We start from the raw sequence: 22,129 nt of genomic DNA on the forward strand, positions 1-22,129 counted from the left end.
TCCATGGAAACATGACATATCCTTCATCCTGAACATAAAAAAAGGGGAAGCAAAAAGCTTCCCCAAAAACAACCTCGGTTGGGAGGTTAACTAACGTAGATGTTAAACTAAAGCACGTATTTAGCTGAAATTTGTACGTAATCTGAATCAGCATTTTGATCTACAGATTCAAAGTTGCCTACTTCGACACCAAATGAAAGCTCTTTGGTGTAGCTTTTAAAGAGATTAACGCCCCAATGTCTTCTATCGGTATCAGCAACTTCTGTCGATGTTTTACCATAAAATGCAGTGCTGCGAATATCATCACTCCAAAAATGGCGATAAGCGACCATATAAGATTTTGATTCTTCTACTGTTTCGCCTACTAAATCACGTGCTGCTACTACACCAACGTAACGTCCAGTTTCACCACCGTGGATTTGAAAACGCAAGTCATCTTTACCAAACGTGTTGATTTTACCTGAAATACCGTAACCAAAAGCCGACTCCGAATTACCACCAACAGTATTTAATTGACGCGCTAAACCGGCAACAGAAACATTACCCCAGTCACCATTAAAGGTATACTTAGCAACAACGTCAGGCATAGAATCCTGACTTGAATCACCTTTATCAGATTCAGGATTTTCTAAGGCAACTTGAAAGTTACCTTGGGTATAACGTACTTGCCCTTGTCTAATAAACGCAGAGGCATTGAGCGGGCCACCAAAATCAACGCCATCAACTAAAGCACTGGTATTGACAAATGTTGACCATGTTTGACCCACTAGAATATTTTTATATTTGATAAATGCGTGACGTAATCTTGGATTTGATGAGTTTGAAACAATTTCATTACCGCCGCCGCCATGAAGATCAAACTCAATAAAGCCAGTTACATCACCATGAACATATTTAGTATTAATGCGCGTCTCTGTTGCACGAAAGCTAGTTCGAGAAATATCGCCAACGTTACCTGCACCAACCCAATAATCATTAGTGATACTGTTAATGTTACCATCAACATATCGTGCGTCTAATTTGACATAACCACCAAAAGTAATAGTATCTTTATCTGACAATTTAATTTCATAACCAGCAGTTGCGCTGCCGGCCATAGCTAAAAGACCTGTTGCTAATAAAAGCTTTTTCTTATTAAACATTTTTATTTTCCCCATGTGTTATTGATCTTAGAGCAACAAAAGATATGCTCTGGTCGTGTTTTTATCGTTTTAATTTTTGATAGCGTATTTTTAATAAAAATTAGCAACCGTTATAATTTTTATGCTGCATAATTCATTGATATATTTTGAAATTTCAATATTTTTCTAGAAACATTTTTGTTTTGAGCAATAGGTAATTGATCAACAAATTTGATGACATCAGCCTGAGCAAAGTCACCTAAACAGCCGGCAAGTTTCGCATTAATAGTGTTTGATAGTGCTGATAATTCAGTCGATGGGTTATTTAACTCAACATAGACATGAATCGCATTGCCTTTTTTTTCGTGAGGAACACCAAACACAACGACCTGTTTAACATCTGCTAATTGCTCAATAAACTCTTCTATTGTTTGGTTAGCAACACGATAACCACTGACTTTATCAGCAGCCGTAGCTTGTGAGACTAACCAGATATAATTTTGCTCGCGAGCTAATAGCGTATCTTCATTAATAAAATTTTTGTCCCTAAAATAAAACCACTCACCATTACTCGACTGCAACCAAGACAATTGTGCTTGTTGACCACTATCATTAAGCAAGTTCGGCATATTACTCTCTATTTCATCACTTTGATCGAATTTTAATCAAAACCATTTATTATGTTAGTAACAGTAAAGAGTCAGCGTGAGTTTATAAATTAGACCTAAGTCTAAAATTGACAAAAATAACCTAGACTTTAGTCTACATAAAGTAAAAATCAGCTAATTAACGGTAAGTTAGTAGTTAGCTATCGCAATCAATAATCATCTGGTCGAAAATGTCCACAGTACCGTTATCAGAAATGATAACATCTAAAAAATCCTATTTTTATAACTGATAAAGTCAAGGTTATTCATGGTTTCAAAAATAAAATCTATGTCATCAAGCACAGTTTTAGCATGCCTAGCTTTTGGTGTTAATGCTGAATCACTCAACATTGAAAAATACCAACAAGCTGAACGTCAATTGGGCAAGTACACCGAAAAATTAGTTGTTGGCACTGTAGAATATCCAAGCTGGACTGAAAACTACAAGCTGATTTATAGCAGCCAAACCCAGCATGGCAAACAATTTTTTATCTTGGATGCAATAAAAAAAGAAAAGAAATTGGCGTTCGATCATCAAAAACTTACCCGCGCCTTAGCTCGCCTTACTGAACAAGAAATAAAACCAGAAGCCTTGCCTTTTAACCGCTTTGAACTGATAAGTGAAAAAGTAATTTCGCTGACTATAGATGATAAATTATACCAATGTGATATTGAAAATTACTTGTGTCAATTGAGTGTCATTGCTATTAAAGATAGTGAGTTAGTTTCGCCTAATGGCAAACTGGCAGTTTATATTAAAGACCACAACTTATGGCTGCGTAACCTTAATGATAATAACGAAAAACAATTAACCACTGACGGAATAGCAAACTTTGGTTACGCCACCAATAATGCAGGTTGGGTTCGTAGTGACAAGCCGGTAGTAAAATGGTCACCCGATTCGAAAAAAATCACCACTTTTAAACATGACAGCCGAAACGTTGGTGAAATGGCTATAGTGTCTACCGCAGTTGGCCACCCTAAAATCGATATTTGGAAGTATCCATTACCCGGTGATAAAAACATCTTCAAAATTCACCGTGTGGTCATTGATATTGAGCAAGCGAATGTAGTGGTGCTAGATATGACTGCAGATGATCACAGATCAACCATAACAGACCATGTTGCTGGTAGCGATGGTAGTTTATTAGATGTTGATTGGTCGAGCGACAGCAGTCATTTTGCCTTTGTCTCATCAACGCGCGATCACAAAACTGCTAGCTTAAAAATAGCAGATGCTATAAGCGGTAAAGTGCGTACAGTGTTAACTGAAACTGCCGATAGCTTTTTTGAGTCAGGTGTTAGTGGCATTAGTTGGCAATACCTTGATCAAAGTAATGAGTTTATTTGGTTTTCTCAACGCTCAAATTGGGGCCATTTATATTTAGTTGATGCCGTAACGGGGGAAATTAAAAATCAAATAACCCAAGGTGATTGGACTGTTTTAGAATTACTCAATGTTGATGAAAAAACAGGGGAACTTATTTTTTCTGCTGCGGGTAAAGAAGCTGGAGACCCATACTTTCACTACCTTTATAGTATTAACAAAGATAGCTCAAATATTGCCTTATTAAGCCCTGGGCAAAAGCATCACCGTATTACTTTAAGTAACAATGCTGAATTTTTCTTAGACCGAGTCTCAACACCAAACCAAGCAGAAACTAGCTTTATTCGCAGCACTAACAGTAAATCTGGTTTTATCATCGAACAAATGGACATTACTAAGCTTACCAATACCGGTTGGCAAGCGCCTACGCCGTTTATTGTTAAAGACCGTAATAACGAGCATGACATCTATGGACTAATGTATAAGCCTAGCGATTTTGACGCAAGTAAGTCTTATCCTGTGGTCAATTATTTATACCCGGGTCCACAAGTAGGCAGTATTCGTGGTCGTCATTTTAAAACCGCTAGAGGTGATAACCAAGCAATTGCTGAACTTGGCTTTATTGTTATCGAAATTGACGCGTTAGGTACGCCTGGTCGTTCAAAAAGCTTCCATGAATTTTATTATCAAAACATGGGTGATAGTGGCATTCCAGACCAAGTGTCAGCCATTACACAACTGGCCAAAAAATATCACTGGATTGATAGCACCCGTGTTGGCATTTGGGGCCATTCAGGTGGTGGATTTGCTTCAACACGCGCCTTGTTGACTTATCCAGACTTTTATTCAGTTGCTGTTTCACAAGCCGGTAATCATGACAATAGAAACTATGCTGATGAGTGGGGTGAAAAGTATCATGGTATGTTAGTAAAAAATGAAGATGGCACCACCAACTACGACAGCCAAGCAAATCAATTAATCGTTGAAAACCTAAAAGGTAAGCTACTTATTGCCCATGGCACAACTGATACCAATGTACCACCATATAACACTCTAGTTGTCGTAGAAGCGTTAATTGCTGCCAATAAAGATTTTGATATGCTGATGTTACCAAACCGTGGTCATGGCTTTGCCAGAAAGCCGTATATGATGCGTAAACGCTGGGATTACTTTGTAGAGCATTTAATGGCATTAACACCACCAAAAGAGTTTACCTTTAGCTAGTAATTATATAAGCCCAATATAGCGGTATTAATAGCAGCCGATAGTGTAAAAATATCGGTTGTTAACTCGCGTTAATTATATTTCGTTAGCAACCCAATTGGGTTTATAAAATTGACCTAGACAATTATAAAATTTAAGCAAAAAAAAGGGCACATGGCCCTTTTTTCAATCAGCTTTATTTATTACTGGCGAATACCTTCAATATGTAAAGTCAGATCTACTTTGCCATAATCTTTTTTAAAACCAAAATCTGCCATAGCGATAGTAGCGGTGCCGCTAAAACCGGCACGATAACCACCCCAAGGATCATCACCTTCACCCACTTTAACGGCGTCAATAGTTAATGGGAGAGTAATACCGTGCATGGTAAAACTTCCTATTATGGCAAGTTTACCATCACCTTTATCTTCAACTTTGCTGCTAATAAATGTCGCTTGTGCATATTTATTAACATCTAAAAAATCATCTGAACGTACATGTTTGTCACGTTTAGTATGGTTTGAATCAAAACTTGAGGTATCTACAATTACCTCAATTTTAGCTGCAGAAACATTATCTTTGTCATAAGAGAAGTTACCTGAAAAGTCGTTAAATCGACCGGCAAGTACACTAAAGCCCAGATGACTCGCTGCAAAATTAATAGAGGCATGTGCCCCTTTAGTATCAATAACATAATCAGCGGCTAAAGCTGGTATTAGTAAACTCGAGGTTAATAGAGCGCTAACAAGTAATTTTTTTTTCATATCAGTTCCTTTAATTATTTATCTGTATTTTTAGTCATACGTCTTAATGTGACGTCTTGGTCAATAAAATGGTGTTTTAAGGCCGCTAATGCATGCAATAACGCGAGGATTATTAAGCCGTATGCTATGTAATAATGTACCACACCAGCAATATCTTCCTGGTTTTTTATCCCCAGCACCCATGGTATAACCTTAAACCAATCAAAAACAGCAATGGCTTTATCATTAGCACTGGTGATCAAGTAACCGGAAATCAAAACAGTAAATAGCGTGATATACAAAATAACTATCATTAAAGCTGAAGCTTTTTTCTCAAAAGCACTATGACTAGTTATTGCACCGGGAGAGCCGGCAATACGACGCCACAACAGTCTGAATATAGTTGCCATCAATAAAAGTATCCCAACACTTTCATGCCAATGCGGGATTAGTTGATACCATTTACTTGAGTAGTTTAACTCGACCATCCAAAACCCTGAGGCAAATAACGAAAAAACCGTTAATGCCGAGAGCCAGTGTAGTAATTTACTCAGCAGGCCATATTGTTGCTGACTGTTTTTCCACGACACTTTATTGTGAATCCTTTTCATTCTTGATGATAACTGGGCTATTTAGTTTAGCTACTCACTGACAAAAAACCTAATTATTTGGACACAAAATAATGCCTTTGATCGCAATGAGCTGACTAAGTTTTAATGTTTAAGTAATGTAAAAAACTTGAGCAAATTATTGCGCTAGATCAAAACAGTTAGCCACTAGAGGCTTAAAATGAAGCAAGGTTTAAGGAGCAATACTAATGGATAAAGAGATTCTAAGTAGTTTATTAGAGAAAAAATTTGAACTTCAACGACGTATTAATGCAATTGAAGCAGACTTTAGAAAAGGTCGTTCTCAAGACTTTTCTGAACAGACTTGCGAAAACGAAAATAATGAAGTGCTTAATGAAATTCATCACGAAGCCAAAATTGAACTAGGCTTAATTAAGCAAGCGTTAACCCGTTTTGACAATAATGAATATGGTTTTTGCAGCCAATGCGCTGAAGTTATCAATCCCGAGCGTTTAAAAATATTACCTTATATCGATACTTGTATTGATTGTGCTAAATAGGAGCAACCCTAATGATAGAGAAACACGACCTACACCATGAATTTCCAGAGTTAGAAAAAGAAATCCATCACTTAAAAATGCAAGATGTACATTTTGCCCGTTTATTTAAAGATTATCATCAGTTAGATCAAGAAATTCACCGTATAGAAGTTGGTGTTGAGCCAACATCAGATACGTATTTAGAACAACAAAAACTAGCCCGTTTACACTTAAAAGATGAGTTATATACTTTACTAAAAAAAGTAAAATTGTCAGTATAAAGTCAGTTATAGTTGAGTTGTGCTTAGGTTATAAAAAGCCACAACGCTTTAACAGGATTTTGGCTTATTAACATAACTAGCTTATACCAGCTCAACTATTAAAAGAATGCCGACATTGCATAGGCTGTTTTATCAAACATTACTGGCTGTGCCTCTTCAAATTCTAAATCAGCTTCATTTGTTGTATTCACCACTCTGGCTCTATTCTCTTTCATATTTGTTTCCTCGAAATAAGTTTTAGTAGATGTAGTAGTTTGTAAAAATTAAATTTTTCGAAAAATGTCTAGTCAGATACACAACTAATAGTTTTAGCTAATGTTTAAATTTTATACAATTATACACTTATTTGGGTTGGAATTTTTTGTTTTCAAAAAATGAGGTTGGGTTAAAAAAATCGTGGAATTAGGTGAATTAAACGGCTAAATGGAATAAGTGGAACAGGTGGGCTAGGTGTTTTTCAACAATAATAAATAATAAAAAACGACTATTTACCTGGGTAAAAGTCGCTTTTTTTTTATCACTAAAACTTAATGTTGAACGCGGAGGTTATTTTTTACTTGTTGCTTGGATAACACGTAATTGCGCAACGGCACGAGCTAGTTCAGCTGCGGCTTCTGCGTAATCAAGATCATTACCATGTTCATTCAAGTGTTTCTCTGCGCGTTCTTTAGCCTGTAGTGCAGCTTGTTCATCTAAATCAGCGCCACGTATCGCGATATCCGCTAATACAGTAACGTTATTTGGTTGAACTTCTAGCATACCGCCAGAAAGATAAATGATTTCTTCATCACCACCTTTTTTAACGATTCTTGCCATACCAGGTTTTAGTGAGGTCAGCAAAGGTGCGTGACCAGGCATAATGCCTAATTCACCTTCGCTACCTGTGATCTGTAATGATTCAATGCTACCCGAAAATAAACTTTCTTCAGCGCTAACAACATTCAGATTTACAGAAAGTAATGCCATTTGACCTCCTAATAGGTGACTAACTTATGTTAATCACCAGCCTTCATTACATGTTTTTAGCTTTTTCAGCTGCTTCTTCAATAGAACCAACCATGTAGAAAGCCTGCTCAGGTAAATCATCATACTCGCCTGCAAGTAGTCCTTTAAAGCCACTAATCGTGTCTTTAAGTGATACATACTTACCAGGAGAGCCGGTGAATACTTCAGCAACAAAAAACGGTTGAGATAAGAAACGTTGAATCTTACGTGCGCGATTCACCGATAATTTATCTTCTTCAGATAACTCATCCATACCTAAGATGGCGATGATATCTTTAAGTTCTTTGTAACGTTGTAATGTGGATTGAACACCACGAGCTGTTTCATAATGCTCAGCACCGACGACTAACGGGTCTAATTGACGCGAAGTAGAATCTAGTGGGTCAATTGCAGGGTAAATACCTTGCGAAGCAATATCACGACTCAATACAACTGTTGCATCTAAGTGAGCAAAAGTAGTAGCTGGAGAGGGATCAGTCAAGTCATCTGCTGGTACGTATACCGCTTGGATTGAAGTGATTGAACCTTTCTTCGTTGAAGTAATACGCTCTTGCAATACGCCCATTTCTTCAGCAAGTGTTGGTTGATAACCAACGGCTGATGGCATACGGCCTAGTAATGCAGAGACTTCAGTACCAGCTAAAGTGTAACGATAAATATTATCAACAAAGAATAATACGTCACGACCTTCATCACGGAATTTTTCAGCCATTGTCAAACCAGTAAAGGCAACACGTAAACGGTTTCCTGGAGGCTCGTTCATTTGACCGTAAACAAGTGATACTTTATCAAGTACATTTGAATCGTTCATTTCATGATAGAAATCGTTACCTTCACGAGTACGCTCACCTACACCAGCAAATACTGAGTAGCCGCTATGCTCGATCGCAATATTACGAATAAGTTCCATCATGTTAACGGTTTTACCAACACCAGCACCACCGAATAAACCTACTTTACCACCCTTAGCGAATGGACAAACTAAATCTATTACTTTGATACCAGTTTCAAGTAGTTCATTTGACAACGCCTGGTCAGCATAGGCTGGCGCTTGACGATGAATTGACCACTTTTCTTCTTCACCGATTGGGCCAGCTTCATCGATAGGCTCACCCAATACGTTCATAATGCGACCCAATGTACATACACCTACTGGTACTTGGATGTTATTACCTGTGTTTTCTACGTTCAGACCACGACGCAAACCATCTGATGAACCCATGGCGATAGTACGAACTACACCACCACCTAATTGCTGTTGTACTTCTAGTACTAAGCCTGAAAGGTCACCTTCAGTTACATTTAACGCGTCATATACCTGAGGTACAGCATCTTGTGGAAATTCTACATCCACAACTGCGCCAATGATTTGGACGACTTTACCTGTACTCATGTTTAATCCTCTAATCTTGTGCTCTTATTTACTAATAAAATAAACAAAGAACCTTTGCTTATACCGCTGCTGCACCAGCACAAATTTCACCCAATTCTTGAGTAATACTTGCTTGACGAGCTTTGTTGTATACCAATTGTAAATCATCAATTAAGTCACCCGCATTATCAGTTGCAGATTTCATTGCAACCATACGAGCGGCCTGTTCACAGGCGAGGTTTTCAACCACACCTTGATATACTTGAGATTCTGTATATCGCACCAATAAATGTTCAAGTATTGCTTGAGCATCAGGTTCGTATATATAATCCCAGCGATGCTTAATAGCGTCATCATCTGACTTAGGCAAAGGTAAAAGTTGATCGATTGTCGGCTTTTGCGTCATGGTATTAACAAACTTGTTATATACAATGAACAATCTGTCTATCTCACCATTATCATAGGCATTTAGCATAACCTTCACACTACCGATTAAATCGGTTAGCGATGGGCTATCACCTAATCCAGAAATTTGTGAAACAACTTTAGCACCCATATTGTTGAAAAATGACGTAGCTTTAGAACCCACTACGGCAAATTCAACTTCGGCGCCAGCTATTTGGTGTTTACCTGCATCAGCAAGTACTTGTTTAAATAAATTAATATTTAAACCACCACACAAACCACGGTCTGTTGAGACAACGATATAACCTACGCGCTTAGTTTCACGTTCAACCATATAGGGATGACGAAATTCTAAATTACCAAGCGCGATGTGACCGATCACATTTCGCATATTTTCAGCGTATGGACGAGAGGCAGCCATGCTATCTTGCGCTTTACGCATTTTGCTTGCTGCAACCATTTCCATTGCGCTGGTGATCTTCTGTGTATTTTTTACACTTCCAATCTTCGATTTTATCTCTTTACCACCGGCCATGACTATTCTCCGAAAAGGTTAACTAAATTACCAAGTTTGAGTAGCTTTGAAAGCTTCAATCGCTTTCGCTAAACCAGACTCGATATCTTTGTTATAGTCGCCTTTTTCATTGATAGTAGCCATCAACTCAGCGTGATCATTGTTTACGTATAAACGTAATGCATCTTCAAAATCAACAACTTTGTTGATGTCGATATCATTTAAAAAGCCTTTTTCTGCGGCGAATAAAGATACAGCTGTTTCAGCAATTGACAATGGGCTGTATTGCTTTTGCTTCATCAATTCAGTAACGCGTTGACCATGCTCTAATTGAGCACGTGTAGCGTCATCTAAATCTGAGGCAAATTGAGCAAACGCGGCTAATTCAGCATATTGTGCTAATGCTAAACGAATACCACCACCTAATTTCTTGATGATTTTAGTTTGAGCAGCACCACCAACACGTGACACAGAAATACCAGCGTTAACAGCAGGACGAATACCTGAGTTAAATAGGTTAGATTCTAAGAAAATCTGACCATCGGTAATTGAGATTACGTTAGTAGGTACGAATGCAGATACATCACCCGCTTGCGTTTCAATGATAGGCAAAGCAGTTAAAGAACCTGTTTTACCTTTTACAGCACCATTTGTGAAACGTTCAACGTATGCTTCATTTACACGAGCAGCGCGTTCAAGTAAACGACTGTGAAGATAGAAAACGTCACCTGGGTAAGCTTCACGGCCTGGCGGACGACGTAAAAGTAATGAAATTTGACGGTAAGCAACTGCTTGCTTAGACAAATCATCATATACGATTAGTGCATCTTCACCACGATCTCGGAAGTATTCACCCATAGTACAGCCAGAATATGCTGACAAGTACTGAAGTGCGGCGGCTTCAGAAGCGCCAGCTACAACAACGATAGTATTATCTAACGCGCCGTGTTCTTCTAATGAGCGAACTAAGTTAGCAACCGTAGAGGCTTTTTGGCCAATAGCTACGTATACACACTTAATACCTGTGTCTTTCTGATTGATAATTGCATCTAATGCGATTGCAGATTTACCAATTTGACGGTCACCAATGATAAGTTCACGTTGACCACGCCCAATTGGAATCATTGAATCGATTGATTTAATACCTGTTTGTACAGGTTGATCAACAGACTTACGATCGATTACGCCTGGTGCTACCATTTCAACTGGTGAAAAACCATCGTTTTCGATAGGTCCTTTACCGTCAATTGGCTCGCCAAGTGTATTAACAACGCGGCCTAATAAGCCACGTCCTACTGGTACTTCTAAAATACGACCAGTACATTTTACTTTAACGCCTTCAGCTAGATCCGCATAAGGACCCATAACTACCGCACCGACCGAATCACGGTCAAGGTTTAAAGCGATAGCAAAGCGACTGCCAGGAAGTTCAATCATCTCACCTTGCATTACGTCTGCAAGGCCATGAATACGAATGATACCGTCAGTTACAGAAACGATAGTACCTTCATTACGAGCTTCACTAACTACGTCAAACTGTTCAATACGACTCTTGATCAGTTCAGCGATTTCAGTGGAATTCAGTTGCATACTCTGTTCCCCGTTAGGATTGCATTATTGTTGCTAAGCGGTTCAATTTACCTCGTACTGAACCATCTATTACCATGTCACCAGCTTTTATTACTAAGCCAGAGACTACGTTTGCATCAATGTTACAATTAAGTTTTACTTTTCGAGCCAAACGCTTTTCAAGCGCAGCGCATAATGTAGTTTCTTGTTCTGCTGTTAATTCAACAGCAGACGTTACATCCACAGATACTGTTTTCTCATGTTCCGCTTTTAATTCACGAAACTGAATAACAACTTGTGGTAGCACCAATAAACGTTGATTTTCAGCCATAACTTTAATCAAATTTTGGCCATTGCTATCGAGTTGAACATCACAGACTTTCAAAAAAATGTCTTGTGCTTGTTCTACTGACGCACCACCAGAAAGATAACTCTTTATAGTAGTGTCGTCAGCAACTTGTGCAGCGAAAACTAGCATTTCTAACCAGTTTTCGACTGTATTCGCTTCGATAGCAAAATCAAACGCCGCTTTAGCGTAGGGACGAGCGATGGTTGTCAATTCAGACATAAGCTCATTTCCCTCTAAAGTTCAGCTACAAGTTTATCTAAAATGTCGCTATGTACAGCGGCATCGATTGAACGCTCAAGAATTCTCTCTGCACCAGCAACTGCTAAAATAGCAACTTGTTGACGTAGTTCTTCTTTTGCTTGATTACGTTCAGTATCAATTTCTGCATGACCTGCCGCTAAGATTTTATCTTTTTCAGCATGTGCTTTAACTGCAGCTTCTTCAATTATTTGAACTTCACGCTTTTTAGCAGCTTCTACAATACCTGCCGCTTGCGCTTTAGCTTCTTTTAATTGTGCTGTAGCTTTCTCTTGAGCAAGCTCAAGATCTTTAGCGGCACGGTCTGAAGCAGCAAGTCCATCAGCAATAGTTGCTTGACGAGCTTCGATGGCTGCCGTAATCGGTGGCCATACAAACTTCATACAAAAAATTACGAATACTACAAATGCAATTAACTCACCGATTAAGGTCATATTAATATTCATTTGTGTACCTCCTATTTAAATTCGCGGTTTTAATTAAGCTGGAACACCAACAACGAATAATAGGTATAGGCCAATAGCAACACCGATCATCGCAATAGCATCGATAAGACCCGCTACAATGAACATTTTCACTTGAAGTTGTGGTGCAAGCTCAGGTTGACGAGCAGCTGATTCTAAGAATTTGCCACCTAGAAGACCAAAACCAATCGCAGTACCTAAAGCACCAAGACCGATTAGTAGAGCAACAGCGATATATAACATATTTATCTCCGGTTATTTTAAAGTTAAAGTTAAAGTTAAGTTGAAAATTAGTGATCTTCGTGAGCTAAACTAAGATATACGATAGTTAACATCATGAAAATAAACGCTTGTAATGGGATGATTAATAAATGGAATGCAGCCCATAAAAAGTGTACTGGTAATTGGTATAAACCAATTGTCGCAATCAGTAAAAATATTAACTCCCCTGCATATAGGTTACCGAATAAACGTAACGCTAAAGATAAAGGACGAGCTAACATGGTAACCATTTCAAGAATAAAGTTTACTGGATATAAAGACCAATGACCAAAAGGTTGAGTAGTTAATTCTTTAATGAATCCGCCAACACCTTTAACTTTAATTGAATAGTAAATAATTAATATGAACACACCTATTGCTAAAGCAAAGGTCATGTTCGGATCTGTGGTAGGTACTGCTCTCATGTACACATTAGACATTTCGATACCTGATACCAAACTAATAATCCAAGGTAGTAGATCAACAGGTACCCAATCCATTGAGTTCATCAATAGAACCCAAACAAAAATAGTCAATGCTAGTGGCGCAATTAAAGGATTGTGGCCGTGAAAAGTGCTTTTAACACTATCACCAACAAATTCAACAATCATTTCAACGGCACATTGTAACTTGCCGGGAACACCGGTAGTTGCTTTAACGGCAACAGAACGAAAGATAAAAAGAAATACTAAGCCCAAAAACACCGACCAACCAAGAGTATCCCAATGAACGGTCATAAACCCTTCACCAGTCGACAAATTAGTTAAATGATGTTTGATATAATCTTGGCTGGTTAATTCAGCACTTGCAGACATATTAATGATCCCAATGATTAAAGTTTAAACAAAAATGGTGTGAGTAATGGCAACGCCACTACTAAACAAAAACTGCTGAAAAAAGCTATGGGCTCTATCGCTAAAAATTTAAAGGCTAGCGCAAACAAAACGGCCGTTAATACTATTTTCAATTTTTCGCCACTATAAAAGGCATCTAAAACCTTTTCTGACGATCTTGCTCCGGCATATTTAAACGCTTTATGAGCAAAGACAAAATTGGGGATTATACTGATTGCGCCACCACTTAATACTGAGTGTGCAAACGATAATCCCCAAATAAAATATGTTGCTAAACTGCAAAGTAAAACAATGACTATCGCGACTAATATTTGCTTAAAAGCAAATTCTCTTCCTGGCCTAGCTAACTCATTGTGAATAAATAAACTCACCAGAAACTCCTACGACATTTTTCGTAATGCTTACAGTTTTTTAAAGATAATATTTCATCTCTAAAAAGCCGTCGCAAGTATACTGAATTACAGCACTAATGCAACAAGAGAGGCTACTCATTAGTGACATTATCTACAAAATGTTCCGCTAAATGAGTAAATTACGACTAAGGTATAATCGAAGATTAAAACATTACTGATGAATTATAAAAGCAAAAGTAAAAACAGCAAATGAATAGCCATTTTTCAGTTGATCAAAAATGGCTAATTAACGGTTTTTATTATTGGAATCTAAGTCAGTAAATCTGGTCGATTTTAGCAGCTTATTTTAAGGTAGCGCTAAAAGGAATTAAAGCGTGAGACAATGCCATCTAGTTCTGATAGATCACTGTAAGATATTACTAATTTTCCTTTACCTTGTTTATTGTGATTTATCGCAACGTGTGAGCCCAACTTTTCAGATAAGTTTTGCTCTAATGCCTTTGTATTAGGATCTACTGACTTGGTGATTATTTCCTTCGCCGGTTGTTGTAATTTTTTAATTAATGCCTCTGTTTCGCGCACGTTTAACTCTTTCGCTACCACAATACGTGCCGTATTCGTTTGAATGTCATTATCTAAAGCTAATAGTGCTCTAGCATGTCCCATTTCGATATCGCCATGCTCAAGTAAGGTTTTAACTTCACTGTTAAGGTTATTTAAGCGCAATAAGTTACTTACCGCCGTTCTTGACTTGCCAACCGCATCGGCAACTTCTTGATGGGTCAATTCAAATTCAATCAGCAATCGTTCTAATGCAATAGCTTCTTCCATCGCATTTAGGTCTTCACGTTGAATATTTTCTATTAAAGCAATCGCCACGGCCGCTTCATCGGGCACATGTTTTATTAAACAAGGCACGGTATCTAATGCCGCTATTTGAGCTGCACGCCAACGACGCTCACCAGCTATAATTTCATAACTGTATTCACTAACTGGTCGGACAATAATTGGTTGGATAATACCTTGCGATTTAATGGAGTTAGCCAAATCATCTAACGCTTCTGCTGACATATCTTTGCGTGGCTGATACTTGCCAGGATGCAATTGTTCTATTGGTAAATTATGTAATTCAGCATTTTTGCTTGACGTATCTGTTTTATCACCTAAATTACTAGTTAAATCTGCTGATGGTTTTGTTAATAAGGCATCAAGACCGCGACCTAGACCTCTGCGTTTAGTTTGACTCATAATATTCCTTATTATTCTTCTGTAATGATTTGCGGTATAGAGGATTTTTTGGGTTCTGCACGACGTAATATTTCACCCGCTAAGGCAAGATAAGCTTTTGCACCTGTAGATGATTTATCATAGTACATCACTGGAGCACCAAAACTTGGTGCTTCTGCTAAACGCACATTACGCGGAATAACGGTACGATAAACTTTATCACCGAAGTGGCGCTTTAATTGCTCAGAAACATCATTTGCTAAACGGTTACGGGGGTCGTACATGGTACGTAAAATACCTTCAATATGGAGTTTACTATTAACGACTGACGTTAATTGTGAAATGGTATCCATTAAAGCGGTTAAGCCTTCTAAAGCATAATACTCACATTGCATCGGCACTAACACTGAGTCTGCAGCGGTCATAGCGTTAACCGTCAACATATTCAATGACGGTGGACAGTCAATGATAATATAGTCGTAGTCTTTACTTACTTTTGATAAAGCATTTTTCAAACGATGTTCTCGAGAATAAACCTCCATTAATCTAATTTCAGCCGCAGTTACATCACTGTTTGCGGCAATAAGATCATAAATACCCGCTGTATTTCTACAAACCACGTCTTCAAATGGACGCTCTTCGATAAGTAATTCGTAGCATGTTGCTGGAACTTCATATTTATCTATACCGCTCCCCATAGTAGCGTTACCTTGGGGATCAAGATCGACCAGTAAAACTTTACGTTTAGTTGCTGCAAGCGAAGCAGCAAGATTGACCGAGGTTGTCGTTTTACCGACACCACCTTTTTGATTTGCAACCGCGATTATTTTTCCCACAGGATCCTCAACACTTTTCTGCCCAAATTTATTATGATTTAACTAATTCAATCAAATGGCGTTCACCGTCTAATTGAGGAACGGCAATAGCATAACTATTTGTAACCGCTATATTATCTGGTAAAGCCGCGATTTCATCACTAGGATAAATACCTTTTAGTGCTAAGAATCGGCCGTGTTCAACACTGACTAAATGTTCACACCAAGTTACCATATCGTTTAACGATGAGAATGCTCGACTTAATACGCCATCAAAAGGTTGCTCCGGATGATATTGTTCAACACGTGATTTGACGGGTATGACATTATTAAGCTTTAACTGGAAAACAACTTGCCTTAAGAAGGTAATTCTTTTACCTAAACTGTCTAATAATACAAAATTACGCTCAGGATACAAGATAGCAAGCGGAATTCCTGGTAAACCTGGCCCAGTGCCTACATCAATAAATGATTGACCTTTAAGGTGCGGACCCACCATCAAGCTATCCATGATATGTTTTATCATCATATCTTTAGGATCACGCACTGAGGTCAGATTGTAGGCTTTATTCCATTTATTTAGTAATTCAACGTACTGGATAAGTAAAGAAATTTGCTCTGTTGAAACCTCAAGCGAGGTTTCCTTGATTAGAGCAACAAGTTGGTCAGATAATGTCATATGGTGAAATCTTTCGTTTATGCTGACTATTTAAGCACTTTTGCGTAATAAGCCATGTTTTTTCAGATAAACCAATAATAACGAAATTGCTGCTGGAGTAATACCAGAAATACGCGACGCTTTACCAATAGTTTCAGGTCGCGCGTCTGAGAGCTTAGCAACAACCTCATTTGATAAACCTGATATCTGACTAAAATCGTAGTCTATTGGAATTAACGTGTTTTCATGGCGCTTCTTTTTCGCTATTTCATCTAGTTGTCGGTCAATATAACCGGCATATTTTATTTGTATTTCAATTTGCTCAGCAGCTTGTTGATCTGCGAGTTTAGGTCCTAGGCCTTCAATAGCCACTAGATCGTTATATCGAACTTCTGGACGTCGAAGAAGATCCTCTAAATTATTCTCACGACTTAAAGGCGTTTTCAACAAGGTATTGACTTGATCAACCGCTGGATGATCCTTTTGTAACCAAGTTGAACGTAAACGTTGACGCTCAAGCTCAACATTTTCCATTTTTTCATTAAATCGTTGCCAACGTAGATCGTCCACTAAACCTAAAGCACGACCTTTTTCTGTTAAGCGTATATCAGCGTTATCTTCACGTAACAATAAGCGATACTCAGCGCGTGAGGTGAACATACGATAAGGTTCTTTGGTGCCTAAGGTGGCTAAGTCATCAATTAGCACGCCCATGTAAGCTTGATCTCTGGTTAATACTAGCTCTTCTTTGCCTTGTACCCTAGCCGCGGCATTGGTCGCTGCAACAAGTCCTTGAGCACCGGCTTCTTCATAACCAGTAGTGCCATTAATTTGGCCGGCAAAATAAAGGTTTTCAACAAATTTACTTTCTAGCGTTTGCTTTAAATCGCGAGGATCGAAAAAATCATATTCTATAGCGTAACCTGGACGAGTTATATGGGCGTTTTCAAAACCCTTGATCGATCTAACAAGATCCATCTGCACATCAAATGGCAAACTAGTAGAAATACCATTAGGATAAATTTCATGGGTGTTTAAGCCTTCAGGCTCGACAAATATTTGATGACTGTCTTTATCAGCAAAACGGTGTATTTTGTCTTCAATTGACGGGCAATAACGTGGTCCAACCCCTTCAATAACACCGGTATACATGGGTGAACGGTCTAAACCAGATTTGATAATATCATGGGTTTTCTGATTAGTATGGGTGATAAAACATGAAACTTGTTTTGGATGATCGTCTCCTGAGCCCATGTAAGAAAATACCGGCCTAGGATCGTCACCTGGTTGTTCTGCCATAACAGAAAAATCAAGGGTTCTTCCGTCTAAGCGCGGTGGTGTTCCTGTTTTTAAACGATCAATTCTAAAGGGCATATCACGTAATTTAGCTGCAAGGTTCACACTGGCGGGATCACCGGCTCTTCCGCCTTGGTAATTATTTAGACCAATATGAATCTGGCCGGCAAGGAAAGTACCAACTGTTAACACAACGCTTTTAGCTTTAAATTTCAATCCCATCTGGGTAGAAACACCTACGATCTTATTATTTTCTAGAATGAGATCGTCACATGGTTGTTGAAATATCGTTAAATTTTCTTGGTTTTCTAAATAATTACGAACAAAGTTTCGATATAAATTTCTATCAGCTTGTATCCGAGTAGCTCGTACAGCAGGGCCTTTGCTGGCATTCAACGTTCTAAATTGTATTGCAGCATGGTCAGCTGCAGTTGCCATGATACCACCGAGGGCGTCAATTTCTTTAACCAAATGTCCTTTGCCAATACCACCTATCGCCGGGTTGCAGGACATTTGACCAAGGGTGTCAATGTTGTGGGTTAATAATAGTGTTTTACAGCCCATGCGAGCTGCTGCAAGTGACGCTTCTGTTCCAGCATGACCGCCACCAACAACAATTACATCATAAGACTCTTGATACCACATAAATTACTGACCTTAGTTTTGCTATTTAATTTTTTAAGAGCGGTATTTTAGCGCCTTTTTCGCTTGAGGGGAATGATCTAATTTAGGAAAAGATCTAAGCTTGATCCTTAATTAATATATAAAGATCTCTTTAAAGATCTTATTATTATTACTTATTAAGGTCGCCTTTTTCTGTGGATAAGTCATTTTTTTTCATATAAAACAATATATTAATAGCTATGCATTCTTGTGATCAAGCTTTGATCAAGTCACTTATAAGCTCTGATCAAAACAGCCACTTATCCACAGGGCGATTTATTTGTATTTCTATACACTGAATAATAATAGAAAATTAATAGCTTTTACCCAGAGTTATCCACAATAATATTTTTAGGGGGGTGTAATTGTTAATAACTTATGGGTAAGTTGGTTATAAATGATCTTTATTTTCGTATAACCAACTTTGAGATCGTTCTTCTGGATCTATATCTTGACTCATATCTATTGTGATCAAAGGTATTTTTTCATCGCAACCTTTTGATAATAATAGCTTACTTATGTTCTTTGCAGCGTAGCAAAAGGTATCATAATTTGAATCACCCAGACCGATCGTTATAAATTTAACTGAGGATAGATCTTGATCGCTATTTTCAAGATCTGTCACGAATGCTTGAATATTATCGGGATAGTCACCAGCGCCATGTGTCGAGGTACAAATTAACCAAGTTTGTTTTTCGCTTGGTATTTGTGCAAAGTTAGGTTGAAAATGTAGTTCAACTTGATGACCGAGTGCGGCTAATGTTTCTTCACAGGCTTCTGCGACATACTCTGATCCGCCTAACATACTGCCAACAATGACTTGAAAAGAGCTCATTTTCTGTTCCTATTAAAGTATTTTATGTAGTTTTAAATTAAAGTTTTTATACACTATAAAGTTGTAAGTGACACAATATTACAATTGAAAAAACATTGAAACATTGAAACATTGAAATAGTTATTCTTAATCAAATACAAAATTTGCTTTGGAATAATGATGATTGGATCTATTAGTTATGTAATTATTACAACAATTATATTCTCTATCTCATTTATCAGTCATGCTTCCTCCTCAGAGAAGGTACTTGATATCATTAGTTATAACAAAGAATTAAAAACAGCTATAAAGTCATATTAAGTCAACGATTATAATGAAGCTCCACTTAAACTTGAAATATTTGCTAAAAGAGGCGATAAAACTTCACAATATATTGTTGGTACTATGTATTTAAATGCACAAGGTACAAAGCAAGATTTAACTAAAAGTTATGGGTGGCTTACTGTTGCCAACGAACAAAAAACTCAAGCATGGAAACGGCCACTAAAAATGCTGCAAGATAAATTACCTGTCGAGTATTTAGAAATATTAGCGCTAAAGGGAGAAGAATATATAAAGTTATATGGTGCTAAAAGTCAGCATTTAAAATGTAAAAATATTAGGTTATAAAAGACTCTCGCCTAGGTGTAATAAAATTAAGATTGTTAATGGCTACTATTTTGTTGATAATTTCTGATTAACTACGGCTTAAGCTTGTATGCTCCATTGTGAGGTTTTTCAAGTAGATTCGGTCATGTCCTTAGAACATTCGCTATGTTGGTTGTTATTGGCGTTTAACTTGGCCATAAGGGTAACCTTATTCATCAGCCTGAAACAATTTTTTAAGGGCTACTATGAATTAATAGCCTTGTCTGTGGGTTTATACTCTGCCTATCCTAAATCCTACACGGTAATTAATGATAGGCAGTTATATAGATATAATTACTGGGGTCGTTACTATTGTTATTTACCAATACAAAAGGATGAAAATATTTCACTTAATAAATCATCATTGGTAAATTCGCCGGTGATCTTATTGAGTTCTTGCTGACAAAAACGTAGTTCTTCAGCTAGAATTTCACCAGCAACATAGGATTCAAGTTGCTCTAAACCAATAGTTAAATGTTGGTGGGCTTGTTCAAGAGCGACCAAGTGACGTCGTCTCGCCATAAAACCTCCTTCGGTGCTACCTTGGTAACCCATTATGTGTTTTAGGTGCTCAGTTAGCTCTGTAACACCTGCACCTGTTTTAGCTGACAAGGTTATCGTGGGTGTGGCATTGATTTCACTGTATCCAGTTTTTGCTTGGTTAATATCAGCTTTGTTTCTAATGATAGTTAAGCCGATATTAACAGGTAACTTTTCAAAAAACTCTGGCCAAGCTGCTTTTGGATCCTCGGTTTCATCCTGTGCAGAGTCAATCATTAGCAAGACACGGTCTGCTTGTTTGATCTCCTGCCAAGCCCTTTCAATACCTATTTTCTCTACTTCATCGACACTTTCTCTTAATCCTGCGGTATCAATAATGTGTAGTGGCATACCATCAATGTGGATTTGTTCAGATAATACATCACGCGTGGTGCCTTCAATGTCAGTGACTATGGCGCTTTCTTTACCACTGAGGGCATTAAGTAAGCTTGACTTACCTGCGTTAGGTCGACCGGCAATAACTACCCGCATACCTTCACGAATAATACTGCCTTGCTGTGCTTTATTTTTTACTTCTGTGACCTGAGTAATAATCGCTTTTAAGTCGTTAAGTACTTTTTTATCAGCAAGAAAATCTATTTCCTCTTCTGGAAAGTCTATCGCGGCCTCCACATACATGCGTAAATGTATAGTGTCGTTTACCATTTGATGGACAAGTTTAGAAAAATCACCTTGTAATGAATGTAAAGCACAGCGGGCCGCTTGCTCTGAGCTTGAGTTAATTAAATCTGCTATAGCTTCTGCTTGAGTTAAATCAAGTTTATCATTAATAAATGCCTGCTCACTAAACTCACCAGGGCCGGCCATACGCACTTTAGGTAGTGTTAAAATCTCTTTCAGCAACATATCTAAAATAACGGGACCTCCGTGGCCCTGTAGTTCTAAAATATCTTCACCAGTAAAGGAATTAGGGCCTTTAAAATAGAGTGCTATGCCTTGGTCTAGTGCTTGTCCTTTATGATCTTTAAAGGTTAAATATTCAGCTTTACGCAATTCAGGCACTCTACCTAAAATAGCTTGAGCGACATTTTTAACTTCAGGTCCTGAAACCCTGATGATACCAACACCACCTCTGCCTGGAGCTGTAGCTTGTGCTGCTATGGTTTCTTTCTGGCCGGATATAAAAGCTAGGTCGGTCATGTTAGTTTCTCAGTTAACGGTTTAGGCCTTAATTGGCTTCATATTATAAAGCCTTAATTACCTGCTGCAAATGTACACTGAGCTATTGTGTAATTTATTCTGCTTTGATTTTAATAAGTGCCTGATATGAGTCTTGGTATCGGTGAATAGTGCCTAGTTAATGTTAGTTATCTTTGTCGTTTCTTGTTTCCTGCAGTCAGCATTACTGTTTGTGGCGTGTTATTTTATCAGGGAGGAAATAATGAGAGAAGAAATAGGAATAATTAAGCTTTAAGAAAAACTAATCTCATTTTGAGCACTTATAATTCATTCAAAGAGACTTCAAGGTTTGATGAAAAGCTAAATATCAAAAAGACGCCTTGTGTTTGGCTGTTTTACCTAGCTTTAAAGTAGATTAGATAATTAATAAAAATATATCCTCGTACTTTATTTTATTTCAAAATATTCAATAAATTTTTAATGATCTCAAATTT

At 37.8% G+C, this 22,129-nt stretch carries 23 protein-coding genes and 1 pseudogene; 4 read left to right on the forward strand and 20 right to left on the reverse strand.

The annotated features are described in order from the left end of the window. Window positions 1-107 precede the first annotated feature (107 nt). Both H4J46_RS13630 and H4J46_RS13635 read right to left on the reverse strand, forming a co-directional pair. Window positions 108-1,142, reverse strand: coding sequence for a DcaP family trimeric outer membrane transporter (locus tag H4J46_RS13630; protein ID WP_182233989.1), 1,035 nt, complete (start codon window positions 1,140-1,142; stop codon window positions 108-110). A 119-nt stretch (window positions 1,143-1,261) separates the two neighbouring features. Continuing rightward, window positions 1,262-1,750 (reverse strand): acyl-CoA synthetase, encoded by a 489-nt coding sequence (locus H4J46_RS13635; RefSeq protein ID WP_182233990.1) that lies wholly within the window; start codon window positions 1,748-1,750, stop codon window positions 1,262-1,264. A 286-nt stretch (window positions 1,751-2,036) separates the two neighbouring features. On the opposite strand from H4J46_RS13635, the gene H4J46_RS13640 reads away from it, so the two are divergent. Then, complete coding sequence (locus tag H4J46_RS13640) at window positions 2,037-4,319, forward strand: DPP IV N-terminal domain-containing protein (protein ID WP_182233991.1); 2,283 nt, start codon at window positions 2,037-2,039, stop codon at window positions 4,317-4,319. Between the two features lie 182 nt (window positions 4,320-4,501). Here the strand turns inward: H4J46_RS13640 and H4J46_RS13645 are convergent, their stop codons facing one another. After that, window positions 4,502-5,062 carry a YceI family protein gene (locus tag H4J46_RS13645; RefSeq protein WP_182233992.1) on the reverse strand — a complete coding sequence of 187 codons (561 nt, stop codon included), beginning with the start codon at window positions 5,060-5,062 and terminating at the stop codon, window positions 4,502-4,504. Between the two features lie 14 nt (window positions 5,063-5,076). Further along, window positions 5,077-5,631 carry a cytochrome b gene (locus H4J46_RS13650; RefSeq protein WP_182233993.1) on the reverse strand — a complete coding sequence of 185 codons (555 nt, stop codon included), beginning with the start codon at window positions 5,629-5,631 and terminating at the stop codon, window positions 5,077-5,079. A 227-nt stretch (window positions 5,632-5,858) separates the two neighbouring features. Between H4J46_RS13650 and H4J46_RS13655 the strand changes: the two genes are divergently transcribed. After that, window positions 5,859-6,170: a TraR/DksA C4-type zinc finger protein gene (locus tag H4J46_RS13655; RefSeq protein WP_182233994.1), complete on the forward strand. Its 312-nt coding sequence runs from the start codon at window positions 5,859-5,861 to the stop codon at window positions 6,168-6,170. Window positions 6,171-6,181: 11 nt separating this feature from the next. Beyond that, a complete protein-coding gene (locus H4J46_RS13660) occupies window positions 6,182-6,430 on the forward strand; it encodes a YdcH family protein (RefSeq protein WP_182233995.1) in 249 nt (82 codons plus the stop codon). Between the two features lie 98 nt (window positions 6,431-6,528). Here H4J46_RS13660 and traT read toward each other — a convergent pair. From traT to mioC, 15 genes and pseudogenes are all read right to left on the reverse strand, one after another. Further along, window positions 6,529-6,672 (reverse strand): annotated as a pseudogene (gene traT / locus H4J46_RS13665) (complement resistance protein TraT); the annotation flags it as partial. 304 nt (window positions 6,673-6,976) lie between these two features. Next, entirely contained in the window at window positions 6,977-7,396 is a 420-nt protein-coding gene (locus tag H4J46_RS13670; protein ID WP_182233997.1) for a F0F1 ATP synthase subunit epsilon, read from the reverse strand. A 46-nt stretch (window positions 7,397-7,442) separates the two neighbouring features. After that, window positions 7,443-8,828, reverse strand: a complete 1,386-nt coding sequence (gene atpD, locus H4J46_RS13675) for a F0F1 ATP synthase subunit beta (RefSeq protein WP_146878249.1) — start codon at window positions 8,826-8,828, stop codon at window positions 7,443-7,445. Between the two features lie 58 nt (window positions 8,829-8,886). Beyond that, window positions 8,887-9,747 (reverse strand): F0F1 ATP synthase subunit gamma, encoded by an 861-nt coding sequence (gene atpG / locus H4J46_RS13680; RefSeq protein ID WP_182233998.1) that lies wholly within the window; start codon window positions 9,745-9,747, stop codon window positions 8,887-8,889. Window positions 9,748-9,774: 27 nt separating this feature from the next. Next, window positions 9,775-11,316 (reverse strand): F0F1 ATP synthase subunit alpha, encoded by a 1,542-nt coding sequence (atpA, locus tag H4J46_RS13685; RefSeq protein WP_182233999.1) that lies wholly within the window; start codon window positions 11,314-11,316, stop codon window positions 9,775-9,777. A 13-nt stretch (window positions 11,317-11,329) separates the two neighbouring features. Further along, window positions 11,330-11,863, reverse strand: coding sequence for a F0F1 ATP synthase subunit delta (atpH, locus tag H4J46_RS13690; protein WP_182234000.1), 534 nt, complete (start codon window positions 11,861-11,863; stop codon window positions 11,330-11,332). A 14-nt stretch (window positions 11,864-11,877) separates the two neighbouring features. After that, complete coding sequence (gene atpF, locus H4J46_RS13695; RefSeq protein WP_182234001.1) at window positions 11,878-12,348, reverse strand: F0F1 ATP synthase subunit B; 471 nt, start codon at window positions 12,346-12,348, stop codon at window positions 11,878-11,880. Window positions 12,349-12,381: 33 nt separating this feature from the next. Beyond that, window positions 12,382-12,609 (reverse strand): F0F1 ATP synthase subunit C, encoded by a 228-nt coding sequence (atpE, locus tag H4J46_RS13700; protein ID WP_182192460.1) that lies wholly within the window; start codon window positions 12,607-12,609, stop codon window positions 12,382-12,384. A 47-nt stretch (window positions 12,610-12,656) separates the two neighbouring features. After that, window positions 12,657-13,442: a F0F1 ATP synthase subunit A gene (atpB, locus tag H4J46_RS13705; RefSeq protein WP_182234002.1), complete on the reverse strand. Its 786-nt coding sequence runs from the start codon at window positions 13,440-13,442 to the stop codon at window positions 12,657-12,659. A gap of 17 nt (window positions 13,443-13,459) precedes the next feature. Further along, complete coding sequence (locus H4J46_RS13710; RefSeq protein ID WP_310650243.1) at window positions 13,460-13,852, reverse strand: ATP synthase subunit I; 393 nt, start codon at window positions 13,850-13,852, stop codon at window positions 13,460-13,462. Window positions 13,853-14,191: 339 nt separating this feature from the next. Next, a complete protein-coding gene (locus H4J46_RS13715; RefSeq protein WP_182234003.1) occupies window positions 14,192-15,082 on the reverse strand; it encodes a ParB/RepB/Spo0J family partition protein in 891 nt (296 codons plus the stop codon). A gap of 11 nt (window positions 15,083-15,093) precedes the next feature. Then, window positions 15,094-15,897, reverse strand: coding sequence for a ParA family protein (locus H4J46_RS13720; RefSeq protein WP_182234004.1), 804 nt, complete (start codon window positions 15,895-15,897; stop codon window positions 15,094-15,096). Window positions 15,898-15,928: 31 nt separating this feature from the next. After that, window positions 15,929-16,555, reverse strand: a complete 627-nt coding sequence (gene rsmG, locus H4J46_RS13725; RefSeq protein WP_182234005.1) for a 16S rRNA (guanine(527)-N(7))-methyltransferase RsmG — start codon at window positions 16,553-16,555, stop codon at window positions 15,929-15,931. A 30-nt stretch (window positions 16,556-16,585) separates the two neighbouring features. Next, window positions 16,586-18,475, reverse strand: coding sequence for a tRNA uridine-5-carboxymethylaminomethyl(34) synthesis enzyme MnmG (mnmG, locus tag H4J46_RS13730; protein ID WP_182234006.1), 1,890 nt, complete (start codon window positions 18,473-18,475; stop codon window positions 16,586-16,588). Window positions 18,476-18,884: 409 nt separating this feature from the next. Further along, a complete protein-coding gene (gene mioC / locus H4J46_RS13735; RefSeq protein ID WP_182234007.1) occupies window positions 18,885-19,328 on the reverse strand; it encodes an FMN-binding protein MioC in 444 nt (147 codons plus the stop codon). Between the two features lie 384 nt (window positions 19,329-19,712). Between mioC and H4J46_RS13740 the strand changes: the two genes are divergently transcribed. Further along, entirely contained in the window at window positions 19,713-19,937 is a 225-nt protein-coding gene (locus H4J46_RS13740; protein ID WP_182234008.1) for a hypothetical protein, read from the forward strand. 333 nt (window positions 19,938-20,270) lie between these two features. Here the strand turns inward: H4J46_RS13740 and mnmE are convergent, their stop codons facing one another. Continuing rightward, window positions 20,271-21,656, reverse strand: a complete 1,386-nt coding sequence (mnmE, locus tag H4J46_RS13745; protein WP_182234009.1) for a tRNA uridine-5-carboxymethylaminomethyl(34) synthesis GTPase MnmE — start codon at window positions 21,654-21,656, stop codon at window positions 20,271-20,273. Window positions 21,657-22,129: the final 473 nt, after the last annotated feature.

It is taken from the genome of Colwellia sp. MB02u-6, from assembly GCF_014077095.1.
Lineage (GTDB): Bacteria > Pseudomonadota > Gammaproteobacteria > Enterobacterales > Alteromonadaceae > Cognaticolwellia.